The sequence below is a fragment of the Haloferax sp. AB510 genome (genome assembly GCF_024136985.1).
GTDB lineage: Archaea > Halobacteriota > Halobacteria > Halobacteriales > Haloferacaceae > Haloferax.
Window position 1 is genome coordinate 41,328 of sequence record NZ_JAMYJY010000001.1, and the last position, 18,534, is coordinate 59,861.

Genomic DNA, 18,534 nt, shown 5'->3' on the forward strand with positions numbered 1-18,534 from the left:
ACGAACGTCGTATCAGTCGTAGACCGCCTGCTGTTCGGTGATTCGTGTACATAAATAAACGAACGCGGGAGATTAATCGGAAGACGCTATCTCGATAGAGACCGAGTCGCCGTTCTTGAGGTAGTAGTCGGTCGGGTCGACGGACTCGCCGTTGACAGTGACGTTCGCAGTCGCGTTGTCACCGTCACCGTCGTACGCGTAGGTCGTCCCGTTGTAGGTGACGCCCTCGTCGGTCATGTTGATGCCGTCGAGCGTCGACATGCCGTAGGCGAGCGTGACGTGCGCGGAGTGCGCGTGCCACGGGTTCGCGTGACCGCCCTCGAAGTGGAAGTGGTCGTTGTGACCCGCCTGCTGGTACTTGTCGCGGCTGAAGTCGAGCCGTTCGCCGTCGACGGTGAAGTCGATGGTCCCGTGGACGTGGAGCTGTTCCGGCGGGATGTACTCGCCGGGGGTGGTGACGTTCGAGTCGTCGGTCACGGCGAGCACCCACACCTTGTCGTCCGATTCGAGCGTGTACTCCTCGGGGTCGACCTCGTGGCTGTCCACGCGGTAGATGAGCTTCGTCCCGTTTTCGGACTCCTCGTAGGTCTCGCCGTCGTAGGTCAGCGACGACTCGGTGGCGTTGACATCGGCCGCGTCGAGCGCCGCCGCGAGCGTCGTGCTCTCGTTGGTGTGCCACGAGTCGACGTCGCTCATGTGGACCGGCGCGTCCTCGTCGAGGTCCTCCGTGAGGCTCACGCGCTCGCCGGCGACCACAACGGCCATCTGACCGGTGTACGCCGCGTCGACGGACGACTCATTACTGGCGTTCGTCGTCGAGTCGTGGCTGTGTGAGTCGTGGTCGGAGTCGGAGTCAGAATCGGAATCGGAGTCGGAATCCGACGACTCGTTCGTCACGTCGTCCGAAGACGCCGTGTCGTTGGCGGTCGTCTCAACGTCAGAAGTCGTCATCTCCGTCGTTTCGGCGGTTTCGTTCGCCGCTGCCGTGTCTCCTGCGTCGCCGCCAGCGAATGACGAACAACCGGCTGTCGTCATCAAGAGCGCGACGAGGAGGGCGATACTCGCACGTTTCAGTGTATTGGATGGGATTTCCATCTCGAACTCAAACGAGACATCACGGCCACCCACCGTTATTATCGACTACGTAGCGGCGGCTTATCGGGCGGATAATTAGTATGAGCGGGGGCGGGTCTACACCCATCGTGATACGCCTCGACACCCACGGAGGTCGGTCGGATGGACAGTGACGTGCTCGTCACGCTCGGACTGGCTCTCGTGTGTCTGTTCGTCGTCGGTTCGGCGGCCGGCTCGCTCGAATCGGCCGTCGACTCCTCGCCGAGCGAGGCGATTGACCTCGACTACTCCTCGCTGCCGCTCGACAAGGGCGACGCCAACGACATCAAGCGCGAATACCAGACGCTGACGGACAACCCGAGTCAGCAGGAACACGGCGGCGAACAGTCGTCACAGTCGGGACAGTCTAGCGCGAGCGGTCCGGACGACGGGAACGACGATTCCACGTCCGACAGTTCGACCGACAGTTCGGACTCACAGCGTGACCAGTCGGAGGGGTCGAAAGAAACACCGGGCGAGCAAGACAGGCTAGAGGCGCTCATCGACGCCCTGCTCGCGCTGCTCTCGCGTCTCGTCGAACTGGTCGTCGGAATCATCGCGGTAGTCGCCGTCGCGCTCGTCGCTCGGTATCGAGACCGCATCGCGGCGCGACTGTCGCCGATGATTCCCCGCTTCCGCGGGGACGAGTCTCCGGCGGAAGAACGCGCCGAAGGCGGGTTCGATGCGCCGCCCGAACCGGAGAACGAGGTCACCGAAGCGTGGTACGAGATGGTCGAACGCCTCCGACTCGACGACCGTCAGTTGCTCACGCCGCGAGAGCGGGCGGCAATCGCCCGCGAAAACGGGGCCGACGCGAACTCGGTGTGGTCGCTCACGGAGCTATTCGAAGAAGTCAGATACGGCGGTGCGCCGGTGACCGAGGACCGACGCCGGCGCGCGCGAGAGTGTCTCGAACGACTCGGGTCATCCGGGGGGCGAGACCAGTCGTGAACCGCCGAAAGCTACTGTTCGGGCTGCTCGGACTCGGCTGTCTCGCCGCCGGAACGGTCGCACGCGAGACGTCCTTCCCGGTGACGGCGCTCGTCTCCGGGGTTGGTGGTGACTACGTCCTCGTAGCCGCGCTCTCGGGAGTCGCGCTACTCGCGGCGCTCCCGGTCATCGCTTCCGGCCGGGAGAGCGAACTGCAACAGGTCGAAACGTCGGACCCGGAGGTCCCTGTTCGGGTCCCGCCCGCGGGCCGCGAGTTCGACGAGACGGTTCGGGGATGGGACTATCGAACCCCCGTTCTCGGCGACAGTACCCGAGCGCGAGTGAAAACGCGGCTCCGAACGGCGGCCGTCGAGGCGGTGATGCGCGAGCGGAACTGCGGTCGGAGCCGCGCGCGTCAACTCGTTCGACGCGGCGAGTGGACCGACGACGCCGAGGCGGCGTCGTTCCTCGGGAGTCCGAACCGGTCGACGCTCGCCACCGCATTCAGCGCGCTTCGGCGACGACAGACGCCCGCTGAGTTCCGCGCCCGGCGGACCGCCGAGGCCGTCTACGCGGTCGATGGGGGGACGAGACGGTGACGACGCCGCAACAGACGAACCGCTGGCGGGGCGTCATCGCCGTCGCGCTCGTCGTCGCGGCCGCCGGGCTACTGGCGAAGCGACAGGAGCTCCTCTTGCTCTCGACGGTCGGCGTCGTCTTCGCGGCGTACCATCGAGCCGTCCCGATGCCGACGCCGAATCTGTCCCTCAACCGCCGGGTCGACACCGCCTCACCGGCGAGCGGCGACGAGGTCGAAATCGAAGTCGCGGTGACGAACGAGGGCGACGAGACGCTGTACGACTGCCGAATCGTCGACGGCGTCCCCCCGGCGCTCACCGTCACGGACGGCCCGGCGAGGCGCGGAATGGTGCTCCGCCCCGGCGAGACGCGGACGTTCTCGTACGCCGTCGAAGCCGAACGCGGGCGGCACGCGTTCGACGACGCGACCGCCATCGTCCGCGACCCCAGCGGTGACAGGGAGGTCGAACTCGACGTTCGCGCCGCGGACGAGACGGAACTCGACTGCACGACCGAGATTACGAAGCCGCCGCGTCGGTCACAGACGCTCGACACCGTCGGCAGCGTCGCCGCGAACGGGACGGGCTCGGGCATCGAGTTCCAACAGACGCGGTCGTACCGCCGCGGCGACCCGGTCAGCCAAATCGACTGGAAGCGCTACGCCGCTTCGGGTGAGTTGACGACCGTCGACTTCAGGGAAGAGCAAGCGGCGTCAATCCTCGTCCTCGTCGACGCGCGAGCGATCGCCTACAGGGGCCCGCCCGGGGAGACACACGCCGTCGACGCCGGGGCGTCCGCCGCGGCCCAGTTGACGACTGCCCTGCTGAACGGCCGGAACCACGTCGGCCTCGCCGCGCTCTCGGCCGAAGACTGCTTCCGAGCGCCGGGCGCGGGGCGAGAACACCGGCTCCGGTTGCGGAAACTGCTTTCGAGGCACTCGGCGTTCGCCGCGAGTCCGACAGACACGGACGACCCGGTCGACGAACAGGTCGAATCGTACCTCGGACGGCTCGGCGAACAGACGCAGATCCTCTTCGTCTCGCCGCTCTGTGACGACACCGCCGTCGAAGTTGCGCACCGGTTCGACGGGCACGGCCACGCGGTCACGGTCGTCTCCCCGGACGCGACGGCGAACGAGACGCCCGGCGAGCGCTTGGCGGCCGCAGAGCGCCGGAACCGATTGCGGGCGCTCCGGCAGGTCGGTATCCCCGTCATCGACTGGCCCCTCGGCGACCCGCTCGCGCTCGCAATCGACGCACAGCGGGGGGTTCGGACGTGAGCGCAGAGATAACCAGACGGCCGGCGCGGCTCAGCGCGGCGCTGTCGTTGTTCGCCGCCGCGCTTTCCGTCTCGCTCGTGAACACCGGGGCGTCGGTCGGGACGTTCGTCGCCGTCGCCGGCCTCGTCCTCGCTATCGAGGGCGCACACCGGTTCCGAACGGGGCAGCGACTGCTCGGGACTGTCGGGCTACTCGTCGGTGTCCTCGTCGCGACGGGTGGTGCGGGCCTCGCCGTAACGAGCGCCACCGGCCAGTCACAGCTCATCGAGGCCGGACTCGGACTCTTCGGCGTGTTCTGTCTCGGCCTCGGCGTGCTTCCCCTTCGCGGGTCCGGGTCGCGCGGACTGAGTAAACTCGGCTGCGCGGCGCTCCTCTTGACTGTCGTCGCCGGCGGGCTGTTCCAGACGGCCGACGCCGTGGCCCTGCTCGTTGCGTGCGCGGCGCTCGTTGTCTCGTGGGACGCTGCGGAGAACTCGATAACAGTGGGCGAGCAACTCGGCCGGGAGGCGACGACGTGGACCGTCGAAGCGGCCCATTTCGGCGGGACGACGCTCGTCGGAGGCGTCGCGGTCGGTGCCGGGCTCGTGGTCCGCGACCTCGGAACGCCAGGTCTGCCGCTTCACGCGGTCGCGTTCATGCTCGTCGCCTTGGTCTTCCTCACGCTCGCTCTGCACGACTGACCGTCGGGACCGAGACCTCGGCGAGCACGTCGTCGACGAGTTGGCTCCGCTCGACGTTGTCGACCGTCGCCTCGGCGGTCGGAACGATTCGGTGGGCAGCCGTCGCGTGGACGACGGCTTTCACGTCGTCCGGAATGACGAAGCTCCGGCCCTGGACTGCGGCCGTCGCGCGGACGACCTCGAACAGTCGCTGACAGCCGCGCGGCGAGACGCCGACCGCGACGCGGGGGTTCTCCCGCGTCGCGCGGACGATGTCGACGATGTACTGTTTTATCTCGCCGTCGACGCGGACCGTCTCCGGGACGCGCTGCATCTCGCGGACGCGGTCCGTCGAGAGGACCGAAGAGACCGTCGGCGTGGGCGCGTCGCGCGCGTCGCGGCGGTCGAGCAGTTCCAGTTCGCCCTCCTCGTCCGGGTAGCCGAGACTGTCTTTGACGAGGAACCGGTCTTTCTGCGCTTCGGGCAGGGGGAACGTTCCCTCCCCCTGTTCGACCGGATTCTGGGTGGCGATGACGAAAAACGGGTCCGGAAGCGGGTGCGTCTCGCCGTCGACGGTTACCTGCCCCTCGGCCATCGCTTCGAGGAGCGCGGCCTGCGTCTTCGGCGAGGCGCGGTTGATCTCGTCGGCGAGGACGACGTTCGCGAACAGCGGGCCCTCGCTGAACTCGAACGACCGGTCTCGCTCGTCGAACACGTACGTCCCGGTCACGTCGGCGGGGAGGAGATCGGGCGTGAACTGGATTCGGCTAAACGAAAGGCCGAGCGCCGTGGCGAAGCTCTGTGCAGTCAGCGTCTTTCCCGTGCCGGGAACGTCTTCGAGGAGAACGTGTCCCTGCGAGAGCACCCCGGTGAGGATGCGCCGAAGGACGGCTCGGTCCACGACGACTGACCGAGCTATCTCGTCGAGAACACGCGTGCTGTGGTCGTGGAGTTCGCGGACGTCCATACCCCGGAGTCAGCCCAGCCGGCCATTATTATGCCATCGGTAAGCGCGCCACTGACCCGCGCGTTACCTGCTCGATAATAATGCGCCCCCGACGGAGAGTAACAGGAGATACCCGATGCCGACAGTGAGCGTCATCATTCCCACGTACAACCGCGCGGACGATATCCCGCGTGCCATCGACAGCGCGCTCGACCAGACGCTGTCGGACGTTGAGGTCATCGTCGTCGACGACGCCTCCACGGACGACACAGCGTCGGTCGTCACCGCCTACGACGACCCGAGAGTGAACTACCTCGTCCACGAGACGAATCAGGGTGGAAGCGCCGCCCGGAACACCGGAATCGAGGTCGCGACCGGCGACTACGTCGCGCTCCTCGACTCCGACGACGAGTGGGCACCGACGAAGCTCGAACGGCAGGTCGAGACGCTCGAACGGCGGTCCGACGACTGGGTCGCCGCCTACTGCGGAACGGTGATTCTCGACGACGCGGACGCCAACCCGCTCGTGGAACGCGTCAAGTCCGTCCTCGGAACACACGACTCCCGAGAGGGGGCGGAAGGCGGCGAGGAACTCATCAAGGAGATTCTCATGGAGAACCTCCACACCAGCGCGGGCTCGACGCTCGTCGTCGAGTCCGAGGTCGTCGAGCGAATCGGCGGGTTCGACGAGTCGTTCGACCGCTACCAGGACACCGAGTTCCTCATTCGCGTCCTGAAGGAAGGAAAGCTCGCCTACGTCGACGAGCCCCTGTTGCGGCGGTATCCCTCCGGCGGACCAAGCGCGGACGCCGTCCGGCGGGCCAACGCGCACTTCCTCAAGACGTTCGCCGAGGAGGTCGTCGAGCTAGAGACCCGCGGCTACGACGTCACCGGCACTCACCAGTACGCGCTCGCCGCGCAGTACCTCCGCGAGGGGCGGTTCGACGCGGGACTGGCGTACCTACGCGCGGGCTCGACACCCCGCCCGGCGCAGCTCCCCGGGCTCGTCTACAGCGTCGTCAGAGGCGTTCAGAACAGAGTGGGCGCGTAACGCGGGGAAAGGGACGCGGCCGCGACCGCGCGGGTCACTCGTCGAACGGTGACCCCGCACCCTCGGGCATCGACCCCTCTTCGGCGACGATGTTCTGCCGGCCGACAGAGATCTTCTCTACCGTTCCGAACTCGTCCATGCTCGAAAGCAGTCGGCTGACCTTCGATTTCGACCAGCCCGTCTGCTCGACGATTTTACTCTGGTAGACCCAGCCGCCGTTGTCGCGGAGCAGTTGGATGACTTTGTCCTCATCGGTCAAGACGGGTTGTGACGACTGCTGGAGTTCGTCTCGGTCGAACTCCGGCGGCATCGGTGGCGACTCCGATGCGTCGTCTTCCGCGTCCGCGTCGATCCCGTCCGGCTTGAACAGTTGCGGCGCGGACACCGGTGCTTCGAGCTGGTACTCCGACGAGGCGATGAACCAGCGGCCGCCGACGGCGACGACGCCGAGCAGCGTCCCGCCGGTGAACACGAGCATCGGGGTCGTGCTGCCGTCGGTGGCGTCCGTTCCGAGCTTCCGCTCGAGCCCGTCGTTCAGCCCGTCGCCGTCCGTGTCGGGGTCGACGGGGTCGGTCCCGTGTTCGTACTCGTACCCGTCGTCCAGTCCGTCGCCGTCCGTGTCGGCAGTGCTGTCGTTCGGGGGCGTTCCGAGTCGCATCTCGACGCCGTCGGGGATGCCGTCGCCGTCCGTGTCGGGGTCTGTCGGATCCAGCGAGTTCGACAGTTCGGCCGCATCGTTCAGCCCGTCGCCGTCCGTGTCGGGCGTCGTCGGGGACGTCCCGTAATTTTTCACCTCGGCCCCGTCTTGGAGACTATCCCTGTCGGTGTCCATGAGGAACATCGAGGTGTTGTTGGACAGTTCGTTCGCGTTGCTGAGTTTGTCGCCGTCGATGTCGCCGTCTTTCTGGAGTATCGTGACGTTGACCGTGTCGCTGGCAATCTGCTCCGACTGCCCCGGGAAGCTGTTCCAAAGGACGACGGAAACGTTGCTCGAGCCCTCGAACTCCGAGAGGGATTCGTACGTGAACTCGACGGTCTGCGTGCCAGACGAGACGCTCTTATCGGTGCATTCGACCCGGTCGCCGCTCCCGTTTCTCACGCACACCTCGTAGATGTTCGACTCGTTCGGGGCGTCGAACTCGACCGAGAGCGTGTTGCGTTCGGACGCCCAGAGGAACGTCGACTCCCTCGGCTGGTCGACCGGAACCGTGTTCGTGAACGTCCCTTCGATGGACGTTTCGTTGGTCGTCTCGTCGTCCATCGCCAGCACCGGCGCGGGGACGACTGCGCCGGAGAGAACGAGCAGAACCAGAACGAATGTCGCTCGAGCGTACGACATGGTTATCGAAGAGTCACCTCGGCTCGGGCGCGTCGGCTCGGCGGTGACGCGACGTTCGCTTGGCTCGCGGTAGGCCATTGAGAGACTCTACCGGGTGCTCGCGAACGGGGTGGGCGCGCGTCTGAAATCATTGGGGCCAATTTTGCGCTATATCGATGATTCTAGTTCAGCAATATGAATCTCACGGCTTCAGATGACAAGAGACCTTCATCTGGTGGCCTGGAGAGTTCGGGTCGAGAGACGGATGAACCCCCATGATATAGCGGGTATTTATGTCGGAACCAGACGAACGGCGTGCGCTGCGCAGTAGAACTCGAAAAGCGTTAGTCCTCGTCGCCGGTCTCGAAGTTGTCGAGGACCTGCCAGAACGTGAGGGCCGTGTAGACGCTCATGACCGCGAGCGCGACGAGGAGGTGAGGAACGGAGCCGAGCCCGAAGAGTCCGAGTCCGGATGCACCGATGGCCAGCGTACTCAGCCCCGAGACGGAGAGGTAGTATGCCCCCCACGGTCGCTCGGACTCGCCGTCCATCTCGTCGTCGTCATCGCCGGGGAGTTCGAGGTGAGCGGCGAGTTCGTTTGCGAGGGGTGTCTTCTCGACGATACCCCTGCTCTGATTGTAGTCGATGACGCCCTCTTCGTCGAGTTTCGGGAGGTGCGCTTGGTAGAGGGCGATGTAGACGCGCTGGCGCTGGTCGGACATCAACGCCTGAACGGTCGTATCGTGCTCCCACGCGGCGACCTGCTCCGCGATGTCCCGCATCTGAACCGGTCCCTCGCGGTCGCGCAGGTATTCGAGGACCTTCCGACGGCGCTCGTTCTGGAGCAGGTGGTATATCTCGTCCTTCCCAAGTTCCGTGTTCTGCTCGGCCGCATTCGTATGCTGGTCGATCAGCGCGCTTTCGGTACCGTTCACTTGAGTGGTCATGCTCGCTCCAACCGTTACTGTGACCCCCAATAAAGCGTCAACACCGTCCCGGATTTTCCGAACTGTTGTGAAAACCCGACCGGAATCAAGACGTATTGCAGCAGTTTAGTGACTGTTTCAGACTGTTTCATCGGTGCGTAATCGCAAGACAGCGGCTTTATTGAACGTTTGACAGCAGTCGAGAAGCGCCCGATAGCGATTCAGCGAAAGTCGGATTGTTGTTCCACCAAAGGCACGTGATAAACCCGGTAAAGCCCGTGTTTCAGTCGACCGTGGAGGTCAGTGGAGCCCCGTCATCGAGTGTTTCCCGCGCGGTCTCGTCGAGCTTCTTCGTCAGCTTCAACACCCGAAGCCCCTGCTCGCCGTCCACGACGGGCTCCGTACCGGTCGAAGCGGCGTTCGCGAACGACCGCAGCTCGCTCTGGAGGGGTTCGACCTGCTCGACCGCGAGCGTCTCCACGAAGTTCTCGTGGCGGTGGCGGACAAGCGACTCGTCGTCGATGTACGAGGGGACCGACGAGCGGTGAATCTCGATGTTCTGGTCGATGTAGTCGACCTTCACGCGGCAGTCGGCCGCCGAGATAGTGAGACCCCGAACCTTCTCTTGGGTGACGCGACTCGTCGTGAGCGACGCCGTCACCCCGGAGTCGAACGCGAGGTTCGCGTTCGCGTGGCTGCAGTCCGGCGTTCCAACGGCGTCGTACGAGTCGACCTCGCCGTCGACGATGTCGAGGACGATGTCGAGGTCGTGAATCATCAGGTCCATCACGACCGTGTCGTCGATGGCGCGGTCGACGGGCGGCCCGAGTCGCTCGGTCGAGACCGCGTGGATGTCGAGGTCGTCGACGAGGTCGCGGAGAGCGCGAACCGCCGGGTTGAACCGCTCGATGTGACCAACCTGTAACGCGAGGTCTCGCTCGTCGGCGATGTCGATGAGCTCCCGGCCGTTGTCCGGGTCTTCGACGAACGGTTTCTCGACGAGGACGTGAACGTCCGATTCGAGGGCGCGCTTCGCGTTCTCGTAGTGGAACTGCGTCGGGACGACGACGGAGACGATGTCCGCCGCGTCGAGGAGGTCGTCCATCGACCGCGCGGTCGTCCCGTAGTCGTCCGCGACGGACTCGGCCCGGTCGTCGTCGACGTCGAAGACGCCGACGAGCTCCGTGTCGCCCAGTTCGTCGTACACCCGAGCGTGGTTCTGTCCCATACTCCCGACGCCGATGACCCCGGCCGCGACGGTGCCGTCAGTCATCGGACGCCCCCACGGTAGACGCGCGAGTGCCGGACGGAGGCTCGATAGAGACCTCGTCTCGGAGGACGGTCCCGACTCGCTCGACCTCCGCTTCGGTGAGACTCGGATGGACCGGGATGGAGAGGGCCTGCTCTGCGACCCGCTCGGCGACGGGCGCACGCACGTCGAGGAAGTCGTAGGCGGGCTGGTCGTGGATGCACCGTGGGTAGTAAATCCCGCACCCGATGCCGCGTTCGTCCAGCTGTTCGACGACCGAGTCGCGGTTGCCGACCCGAATCGTGTACTGGTGGTACGAGTGGTCGAACCCATCGGGGACCGTCGGCGTCGCCGCGTCCGTGTCGGCCAACAGCTCGTCGAGTCGCGCCGCGTTCGAGCGACGGTCCTCGATGAAGCCGGAGAGGCGTTCGAGTTGGGCGCGTCCCATCGCGGCCGCGACGCTCGTCATCCGGAAGTTGTGACCGAGCGAGACGTGCCGGTAGCCGTCGGTCTCCCGGCCGTGATTGACGAAGCTCGCGGCGTTCTGTGCGACGGTCTCGTCGTCGGTGACGACCATCCCACCTTCGCCGGTGGTCATGTTCTTCGTCGGGTAAAACGAGAAGCTCGCGGCGTCGCCGAGCGACCCGACCGGCGTGCCGAAGTACTCGGCACCGTGGGCTTGCGCCGCGTCTTCGACGAGGGCCACGTCGTAGTCGTCGGCGATGTCACGGAGTTCGTCCATCGGCGCGGGGAGGCCGTAGAGGTGGACGACGACCATCGCCTGCACGTCCGACTCGAGCGATTCGAGGGTCGCTTCGACCCGCTCGGGGTCGAGGTTGAACGTCTCGGGGTCGATGTCAGCGAACACCGGCTCGGCACCGGCGAATCGAATCGCGTTCGCCGTCGCGACGAACGAAAAGGGCGTCGTCAGAACGCGGTCGCCGGGGCCGACGCCGACCGCTTCGAGCGCCGTGTGCAGCGCGGTGGTCCCGTTCGACGTGGCGACGCCGTGGTCGGCGTCGCAGTAGTCCGCGAACTCGGACTCGAACGTTCGTACCTCGGGGCCGTCCGCGATCATCCCCGACTCGACGACGGATTCGATGCGGTCGAGTTCTTCGTCTCCGAGAACCGGGGAGGCGATACTGATGTCTCCAGTCATCGGCGTCGTCCTCCGTGCGTCGGAGCCGCCGCGCCGTGAAGCGCCGAACAGTCGCGTCGATAATCGCTTGGGTGTGTGCGTCTCATAGCATGTCCTGCGGTCCTGCGACCGCTGTCGAGTGCCAGACACCAGGAACCCATTATTATGGTTTAGATAAGCACACAGCGCCACTGAAGCGTCGATTCCACCGATTCATCGGGGCCGGACACCGTGGTTTTATTTTTATAGATTACATAGCCGGAAACGTCAATGGCTCCAGCGTGGGCACCGGGCGGCCCCGACGACACCGGAGAGGAATCTGGACCCTCACTCGACGACAGACCCGGCCTCGGCGGCGTCACCGAATCTCGACGACGAGACACCATCGTTTCGCTCGTGAACGAGCGTTCCGAGACGCCGTACACCGTCGGCGAGCTGACCGTCGCGCTCTCGGAGTGGTTCCAAGACGAGACGGACGGGATGGTCCCGACGGACGAGGAGATACACAGCGTGCTCTTCGACTTCGACTTGCCGCGGCTCGACGACGACGGTCGTCTCGTCTTCCACCGCGAGAGCGGGCGCGTCTTTTCGCCGACCCACGAGGCGGCCCACGCGACTCGCACGTCGACCGAGATAGACCCGGGTTCGACCCTCGATAACGCGAGAGGCACGGACCGAGGTTCGGTCGCGACCGAGTCGACTGACGACCGAGTGACGGTCTCGCGAAAGCGGTTAGTGAACGTCGGCGTCATCTTGGTTGGCGTCGCCGGCGTCGCCGTCACCGCATCGAGCGTGAGCCCATTCGACACGTCTTTCGCCCTCGTCCCCGCCGCGCTCGTCGTCCTCTTCTTCGGCTACCGCGCCCTCACCGAGGAGTGACGCCAGCGAATCCTTGGGAAGTCGAACGGTTCGTCTCGCGGCACTATTTCGCTCAGTTTACCGGGGCTGTAATGCCGGCCGACGCCGAGTCGAACGCAGAAAACCCGAGAAAGTGACAACATGATATTATGAATGCGCCGTCTTTTCCGTGTCAGTTACAGCCTGAATAAGGATATGCCAATGCACACAACTCACGTCCATGCCTCGTGGACACGTAACAAGCGGGATTGAGACGCCAATCGCTGCCGCTGTGGAGGTCCGGTAACCAATGCTCACGGGACAATTCGTCGCAGTGAGCGCACTGTTCGTCGGCCTCGCGGTCGTCACGTCAGGGCTTGGGCACGTGAACCGCGTCGGACCGTCGTACGTCCGAGCGCGCCAGCTCGTGTTCCTGTTCATGCTGTTCGGGACGGTCACGCTCGCGCTGTGAATCGCGACAGGGGAGCGTCACCCGGCCCGCCATCGAGTCTCACGCCGGCGTCCTCGTCGCGTCGGTGCGCGGAGACGTTCTCTCACGGCACGCTCGGTCGAGTGTCGTCGGTGGCGCCGCCGGGAGGCGATACGACTCGATCCCAAACGCGGTCGGAGGTCCAAGCGGAGTCACTGTGAGGCGACCGAATGGTCGACTCGGCTACTCGTCGTCCTGCGGGAGAACGACGCACTTCCCCGACCCGAGTTGGAAGCGCTCGATTCGCCCCTGCGTCTCCATCCGACACAGCGTTCGACTGATAGTCGAGTCGGACCACCGCGTCCGCTCGACCAGCTGCGACTGCGGCAGTCGCCCGCCCTCGACGATGAGCAGTTGAAGGATTCGGCGCTCGGAGTTGAGCAGTTCGGGGTCGATGCCGAGAAGCCCGCGGTTCGCGTCGGGGTCGGACGATGCGTGTCCCTCGGAACACGGGGACGTGCCCGCCGAATCGGTGGTCGGTGGCCCACCGTCTCTGCGGCCGGACCGATTCGAGAGGGACGCAACGAGACGGACGAACGCGTGCCAGCAGGCCGCGAAACGCGAGGCAATGGCTCGTCGATACCCGAGCGCACTACCCCCGGCTCCGGCGATGCCTGCCACGGTCCCGGCCAAGTGGGTGTCGTCGTTACTGCGGTCCGCCATAGCTCACTATCTGTTCCTCATCTTTTTGTACGTGTTACCAACGTGATTAGGGATGCGTTCTGTGTCATAGATTTCGGTAACGGTCCTCTGCTGGTTCGGTCGCCGGATAGCCGACGGCTCGTCGATGTCGATATCGGGGCGGGAACGAGTACCCGCCGAGCCGAGCGTTCGACGACGGTAGAACCGTCGGGGCGGGGTACGCGATCGATGGGACGCGTAGGGTCCCGGAACCGACAGAACAGAGCGCGCAGTCGGTCCCTCGGACCGACTGCTCAGTGAGAGGTCACAGCGTACGGCTCTGTCGTTCGCACCGAGTACTCATTCCAACAGTTGGTATATCGACTAGACCTCTCGTCTTATCGGTTGCAAGTGCAAGCGCCTAATAAGGGAGACTCGGTGACGGCTGCTCAACGAGCGCCCGCCGAATCAGCCGTTCGTGACCGCGTCGGAGCCGCTGCGAGGTCGCCTGATGGGTGACACCGAGCGTGTTCGAGAGCTCCCTTATATCCGAATCGCGGGGGACGCTGTAGTACCCCTGTCGGAACGCGGTGACGAGGGTGTGGTGCTGCCGGTCGGTCAGTCCGAACCGCGTCGGGTCTCCGAGGTTCTCGGGCGACCGAACTCGTTCGACATCGAACTCCGGCCCGGTGCGTCGCCATCCGTCACCGAGTGACCCGATCGAGTCGCGGTCGCGGGCGAAGACGCGGACCACCCACTCACCGTCTCGGCCGTGGGCGTCGAGAACGCTGAGACCGCCGTCGGCGAACAGTCGCATGAACTCGTCGGCGAGCGGTCTGAGGCTCAGGCGGTAGACGCCGCCGCCGGTTGACGAGGCGAACGGCGCGACCGAACCAACGCTCGGGTCGTCACGAAGCGACGACGCGATCTGCGCTGGGTCGTCGCTCCGGACCCACAGCAGTGGCGAGAGCGTGGGCTCATCGAGTTGCACGGAGCGAACCAGACGCGCCTCGGTGATGGAACTGCGTGAGAGGACATCATCGAGAACGAACGCGGACGCCGGGATTCGAAGTGTAATGATGGCGCTCACGACCGACCGCAGGAATCGGCCGAACCTTATTATCCGGGCGGTAAGGGTCACGCGTCCGCGGACCGGCGGCCGACGAGCCAATCGCCGAACGCGACGCTGCCGACCCCGAGGACGACGCCGGCGACTACGTCGGTCCCCCAGTGAATCCCGAGGTACATCGTCGAGAACGCGACCGCGGCGGCGAGCACCGACGCGACGACGGCCCACGCGGGGTACGTCTCCCGCGTCCGAATCGCAATCGCCGCCGCCGAGACCGAAAGCGACGTATGAAGCGACGGGAACACGTTCGTGTTCACGTTCACCTCGCCGGTGAGTATCTGCGTCTGCGGGTAGGTGCTGTACAGGAGCGACTCGACCTGTCCCGGCAGGAGGTTACGGGGACCGTAGGAGATAAACAGGACGTAGCAGGTCAGGCCGATGGCGTAGTTCACCGCGTACGTGACCGCGGTGAGTTTCAGCGGCCGCTCGTCGGCCGCCGCGAAGTACGCGACGAACGGAAACGTGAGCAGAAAGACGTATCCCGAAAGATACACCCGCGAGAGGACGGCGGTGAGCATCGGCGTCGCGAGCGACTGAACGTGCTGAACGAAGTTCCCCTCGATAGCGTAGATGACGCCGGTGGCGTTCCAGCCCAGCGCCCACGACACTTCCGGGCCGACGCCGCGGGCGACCTTGTTCACGAGGAGAACGACCGCCAGCAGGCAGAGGTACGGCGCGGCCTCGCGCAAGCGGTCGCTCCCCGACCCGTACGCCGTCGTGAGACGCGACGGCCCGATAATAGTGAGCGTTGCGAGCGCCAACGCGACAGCCGCACCGCCGAGCACGCGGGCGAGAACCGCGACGAGCGGTGAGACGCCTATCGAAGACTGAGCGGCGATCATTCTTGAATGAGGAGGTCGCCGTCGCCCGAGTAGGCGTATCCCGCGTCTTCGAACACCGACCGCGCTCGCTCCGCGTCGAGCGTGCCGGTCCCCGAGTCGCCGACGAATTCGAGTTCGGACGTGGCCTCCTCCCACGCATCACCCGATGGGACGTACGTCGTCGCGACCAGCGGTGACGACGCCGGTTCGGTCTCGCCGCCGAACACCGAGTCCACGAGGAACTCGCGGTCGACGAGCCGGGCGACCGCCCGCCGGAACCTGGGGTTCATGAAGGGCGGCCGTCGGTGGTTGTAGCCGATGTGATAACACCACTCGGGGCGGCTGGTGCGAACGGAGATTCCGGGTTCGTCCGCCGCGGCCGCCCTCGAATCGGCCGACAGCGAGTTCGCCGTCGCGTCGACGGCGTCGGTCGCGAGCAGTTCGACGGCAGCGCCGTCGGAGGGAACGACATCGAACCGCAGCGAGTCGAACGAGAAACCGCCGTCAAACCGGGACAGTCGGCCGTCGAGCGCGTCGGCGGCGAGGAAGTGGTCCTCGAACGGTTCCATCGAAACCGACTCCCTGGCCGCCGTTTCCGTCACGCGGAGCGGTCCGCTTCCGACCGGTTCGAGGTTGTTCCGGACGAGCGCCTCGGTGACGTGGCCGCCGTCGAGCCACGAGACGCTCGTCGGGCGGGCGAACGGCTCCCAGACGTGTGCGGGGAGCACCGGGATCGTCAGCGCGCGCGCCGCGACCGGTTCGCTCACGTCGCCGAACCGAATCGTCACCTCGCGGTCGGACGTGGCGTCGACCGACTCGACGAGCGAGGCGCGGCCGCGGTACCGCGGCGACGGGACCGGCTGGTCGAGCGAGCCGAGCGCCGTGTCGGAGATGAACCGGAAGGTGAACGACACGTCCGCCGCCGTTATCGGCTCGCCGTCGTGCCACGCGAGGTCGTCGCGGAGCCGGACTGAAAGCGTCGTCTCGTCCCCGTCGGCCCACTCCCACGACGCGGCCATCCACGGCCGCATCCGGTCGTAGACCGGACGACCCAACGAGTCGTAGACGAGGTCGAGGAGCGTCCCGTCCGACCGAAACGGCGTCGAAAGCGGGTTGAGATTCTCCGTCGGGCGCGAGTCGCCCAGCGTCATTCGGAGTTCGTTTTCGGCGGTCGGTTCGTCGGTCGTCGTTGCAGGCGTCGAGGTCGTTGCAGGCGTCGACTGCTCGGTCGGTGCGGGCGTCGCCGACGACGTGGCTGTCGACTCGGTCCGCGAGGCGGTCGACGTGGTGGTGACAGCTCTAGCACCGAGATATCCCGTGAGGCTGTGGATTCCAACGCCGTCCGGCCAGTCGACCCGCACCGGCCGCGTCGCCTGAGCCGGGCGCGGGGCCGCGACGGGCGTGAACGGTTGGGCCTCCACGATGCGCCGTTGAATCTCAGCGAGCGTCGCGGCGCGGACGGAGCCGGTCTCGGTCCGCTGTCGCTCCAGAAGCGAGTCCAACGACAGGTCGCCGTATCCGAACGGGTTTTGCCAGCCGCGTCCCGGGCCGTAGCGAGAGTGGAGCAGGGGACGGAGGAAATCCGGGTCGCGCCGGAGCAGCAGCCGGGAGACGTAGATATCGAAGTCGTGGTTCGAGAGCACGTCGCGGAGGAGTTCCTCCCGGCTCATCGGAACCACGGTCGCCGCGACGCCGACCGCCTGGAGGCGAGTGGCGAGGTAGCGGGCGAGCTTCGTCGCCGTCGCGTCGGCGTCCGCGGGGACGGTCTTGATGGAGAGCGAAAGCGGCGTCCGCTCGTCGCGCGAGACCGTCGATTCGAGCTGCCGGACGCACCCGCTGGTCAGGCTCGCGCCTGCGAGCGCCAAAACCGACCGTCTAGAGAGCCGTGTTGATGACATGTACGGGAGGGCAGGTAACTGTCTTGGGGCGCGGTGTCGTTATTATCCGGGGGCTAAGCGCCTAGGTGCCCAAGAAAAGCGGCCACGCGAACAGTAGCAACCACAGGCAAACGGCCGCCCAAAGCGGCGCTCGGCGGGGCTCCGACGCCTCGAATCGACGGTGGCCGGCGACGGCGAGACAGCCGAGCGCGACGAGCACGGCGAACCGGTGGAGGACGACTTCGACCGGGACGACAGCGACTCCTATCATCGCGAAGTCGGCGACGAGACCCGTCCCGTAGCCGACGAACGCGGTGCCGAACCACAGTTCCGAGGAGTACCCCCGCGGCAGGTGAGCGGCGAGGACGGCCGGCGTGAACGCGAACACCGGAAAGAGCAGTCCGGCGATAACCTTCGGATGGTTCGGAACGACGCGTTCGAGTCCGAGAGCGGCCGAGCGGACCAAAACCGGGAGCGCAACGAGAGCGACCGCGAGCGCGACGACGCGCTGGAATCGGTCGTCGGCGAGGCGCGACCAGCGGAGACGCTCGACGAGCGCGCCGAGTTCGTCTCGGCGAGTGGCGAGCGCGGCGAGGCCGCCGACGCCGACGAAGCCGATGGCGAGCACGGACAGGACGGTTCCGACGCCCGCCGCCCTCGCGGGCGTATCGAGTACCGAGGGGGTGCCGCCGCGTTCGGAGCCGGCGCGCTCTGCGGCCTCACTCCGACTGGTCGCCGACTCGACGGGCATGGAGCGGCGCACGTCGTCTCTCGGGAGCGTCGAGAGTTGTGGCGGACCGAGTTCGACAACCGACACCCAGCCGTCGGCGTCGATGATGCCGCCGTTGGCGAACCGCTCGCGACGGACGTCGACGACAGTCGACTGCCGCATCAGGTCCCGCTCGACGACGTGTTGCGGGCCGGACAGGCTCGTCACCGTGTGCCGAAGCCGGAACCAGTCCCAGTAGTCACGGTGGGCCTGAATCGCCGTCCACGAGTCGTCCGGCGTCCCGCCGCCGTACAGGCGGAGGTGGATGCGGCTCCCAAAGTACGTCCCGTCGTGGAGCTGCATCGACTCCGCAATCCACAGCCCGCCCGAGTCCGCGGTGTCGACGAAGGTAAACCGGTCTGCGCCCGTGGCCGACCCCCACGGAGTGCCCGCCTCGGGGGTGGGGGGCTGTTCGGTGGACGCCTGTTGCCACGACTCGTTCGTCTCGTCCCACGTCGCGTCGCGCGAGTACATGAGCAGCGAGCGGACCCGGGCGGGGTTCCCCTCGACGACGACGTTCACCGGGAGCGTCAGCGTCTCGAACGACCGGTCACGGCTGGTGAACGGCCAGAGCCTGTCACCCCGGTCGCCGACCGAGACCAGCCGAACGTCGGCGGCCGATTTCGGACCGTTCGGTGCCGGTTCGGTCGTCGCGGCCGTCGAAACACCCCCGTTCGCGCCGAAGTCGACGACGCTCGCGGTCGGCACCGCTGCCGTCGCCAACAGGAGGACGACACCGAGGACGACGAGGCTCTCGGCCGCCCCGAGACGAGACGCCATTGTGTCGTGTTCCCGCCCTCGG

Annotated in this window: 18 protein-coding genes; 7 read left to right on the forward strand and 11 right to left on the reverse strand. The window is 66.2% G+C overall.

Annotation, left to right across the window (positions count from 1 at the left end; genetic code table 11):
- Nucleotides 1–72 precede the first annotated feature (72 nt).
- Nucleotides 73–1,035: a hypothetical protein gene (locus NKF06_RS00190; protein WP_253244119.1), complete on the reverse strand. Its 963-nt coding sequence runs from the start codon at nt 1,033–1,035 to the stop codon at nt 73–75.
- 201 nt (nt 1,036–1,236) lie between these two features.
- Here NKF06_RS00190 and NKF06_RS00195 point away from each other — a divergent pair, with 201 nt between their 5' ends.
- Genes NKF06_RS00195 through NKF06_RS00210 form a run of 4 tightly spaced genes read left to right on the forward strand, consistent with a single transcriptional unit; the run spans nt 1,237 to nt 4,581 of the window.
- The gene (locus NKF06_RS00195; RefSeq protein ID WP_058826510.1) at nt 1,237–2,064 is read left to right on the forward strand and encodes a DUF4129 domain-containing protein; all 828 of its coding nucleotides are present in this window, start codon (nt 1,237–1,239) and stop codon (nt 2,062–2,064) included.
- A complete protein-coding gene (locus tag NKF06_RS00200; protein WP_253244120.1) occupies nt 2,061–2,642 on the forward strand; it encodes a hypothetical protein in 582 nt (193 codons plus the stop codon). The genes NKF06_RS00195 and NKF06_RS00200 overlap by 4 nt, the downstream gene beginning before the upstream one ends.
- Nucleotides 2,639–3,901, forward strand: a complete 1,263-nt coding sequence (locus NKF06_RS00205; RefSeq protein ID WP_253244121.1) for a DUF58 domain-containing protein — start codon at nt 2,639–2,641, stop codon at nt 3,899–3,901. The genes NKF06_RS00200 and NKF06_RS00205 overlap by 4 nt, the downstream gene beginning before the upstream one ends.
- Nucleotides 3,898–4,581: a hypothetical protein gene (locus NKF06_RS00210; protein WP_058826507.1), complete on the forward strand. Its 684-nt coding sequence runs from the start codon at nt 3,898–3,900 to the stop codon at nt 4,579–4,581. Before NKF06_RS00205 ends, NKF06_RS00210 begins: the two co-directional genes overlap by 4 nt.
- On the opposite strand, the gene NKF06_RS00215 is transcribed toward NKF06_RS00210, so the two are convergent.
- Entirely contained in the window at nt 4,559–5,527 is a 969-nt protein-coding gene (locus tag NKF06_RS00215) for a MoxR family ATPase (protein WP_253244122.1), read from the reverse strand. The genes NKF06_RS00210 and NKF06_RS00215 overlap by 23 nt on opposite strands.
- Nucleotides 5,528–5,642: 115 nt before the next feature.
- Here NKF06_RS00215 and NKF06_RS00220 point away from each other — a divergent pair, with 115 nt between their 5' ends.
- The gene (locus tag NKF06_RS00220) at nt 5,643–6,557 is read left to right on the forward strand and encodes a glycosyltransferase family 2 protein (RefSeq protein WP_253244123.1); all 915 of its coding nucleotides are present in this window, start codon (nt 5,643–5,645) and stop codon (nt 6,555–6,557) included.
- Nucleotides 6,558–6,591: 34 nt separating this feature from the next.
- Here the strand turns inward: NKF06_RS00220 and NKF06_RS00225 are convergent, their stop codons facing one another.
- The 4 genes from NKF06_RS00225 to NKF06_RS00240 form a co-directional block, all read right to left on the reverse strand.
- Nucleotides 6,592–7,896, reverse strand: a complete 1,305-nt coding sequence (locus tag NKF06_RS00225; RefSeq protein ID WP_253244124.1) for a MarR family transcriptional regulator — start codon at nt 7,894–7,896, stop codon at nt 6,592–6,594.
- 323 nt (nt 7,897–8,219) lie between these two features.
- Complete coding sequence (locus NKF06_RS00230; protein WP_058826503.1) at nt 8,220–8,822, reverse strand: hypothetical protein; 603 nt, start codon at nt 8,820–8,822, stop codon at nt 8,220–8,222.
- A gap of 262 nt (nt 8,823–9,084) precedes the next feature.
- Nucleotides 9,085–10,074, reverse strand: a complete 990-nt coding sequence (locus NKF06_RS00235) for a Gfo/Idh/MocA family oxidoreductase (RefSeq protein WP_253244125.1) — start codon at nt 10,072–10,074, stop codon at nt 9,085–9,087.
- Entirely contained in the window at nt 10,067–11,209 is a 1,143-nt protein-coding gene (locus NKF06_RS00240; protein ID WP_253244126.1) for a DegT/DnrJ/EryC1/StrS family aminotransferase, read from the reverse strand. Before NKF06_RS00240 ends, NKF06_RS00235 begins: the two co-directional genes overlap by 8 nt.
- Nucleotides 11,210–11,458: 249 nt before the next feature.
- Here NKF06_RS00240 and NKF06_RS00245 point away from each other — a divergent pair, with 249 nt between their 5' ends.
- Nucleotides 11,459–12,067, forward strand: a complete 609-nt coding sequence (locus tag NKF06_RS00245; RefSeq protein ID WP_058826500.1) for a hypothetical protein — start codon at nt 11,459–11,461, stop codon at nt 12,065–12,067.
- A gap of 268 nt (nt 12,068–12,335) precedes the next feature.
- The gene (locus tag NKF06_RS00250; RefSeq protein ID WP_157575435.1) at nt 12,336–12,497 is read left to right on the forward strand and encodes a hypothetical protein; all 162 of its coding nucleotides are present in this window, start codon (nt 12,336–12,338) and stop codon (nt 12,495–12,497) included.
- Between the two features lie 201 nt (nt 12,498–12,698).
- On the opposite strand, the gene NKF06_RS00255 is transcribed toward NKF06_RS00250, so the two are convergent.
- From NKF06_RS00255 to NKF06_RS00275, 5 genes are all read right to left on the reverse strand, one after another.
- Nucleotides 12,699–13,178, reverse strand: a complete 480-nt coding sequence (locus NKF06_RS00255) for a hypothetical protein (RefSeq protein WP_253244127.1) — start codon at nt 13,176–13,178, stop codon at nt 12,699–12,701.
- A gap of 379 nt (nt 13,179–13,557) precedes the next feature.
- On the reverse strand, nt 13,558–14,277 hold the full coding sequence (locus NKF06_RS00260; protein WP_342766456.1) for a helix-turn-helix domain-containing protein: 720 nt from the start codon (nt 14,275–14,277) through the stop codon (nt 13,558–13,560).
- Nucleotides 14,274–15,107: a phosphatase PAP2 family protein gene (locus tag NKF06_RS00265; RefSeq protein ID WP_253244129.1), complete on the reverse strand. Its 834-nt coding sequence runs from the start codon at nt 15,105–15,107 to the stop codon at nt 14,274–14,276. The genes NKF06_RS00260 and NKF06_RS00265 overlap by 4 nt, the downstream gene beginning before the upstream one ends.
- A complete protein-coding gene (locus NKF06_RS00270; RefSeq protein ID WP_253244130.1) occupies nt 15,104–16,984 on the reverse strand; it encodes an ABC transporter substrate-binding protein in 1,881 nt (626 codons plus the stop codon). The genes NKF06_RS00265 and NKF06_RS00270 overlap by 4 nt, the downstream gene beginning before the upstream one ends.
- Nucleotides 16,985–17,045: 61 nt before the next feature.
- Nucleotides 17,046–18,512: a hypothetical protein gene (locus tag NKF06_RS00275; RefSeq protein ID WP_253244131.1), complete on the reverse strand. Its 1,467-nt coding sequence runs from the start codon at nt 18,510–18,512 to the stop codon at nt 17,046–17,048.
- Nucleotides 18,513–18,534: the final 22 nt, after the last annotated feature.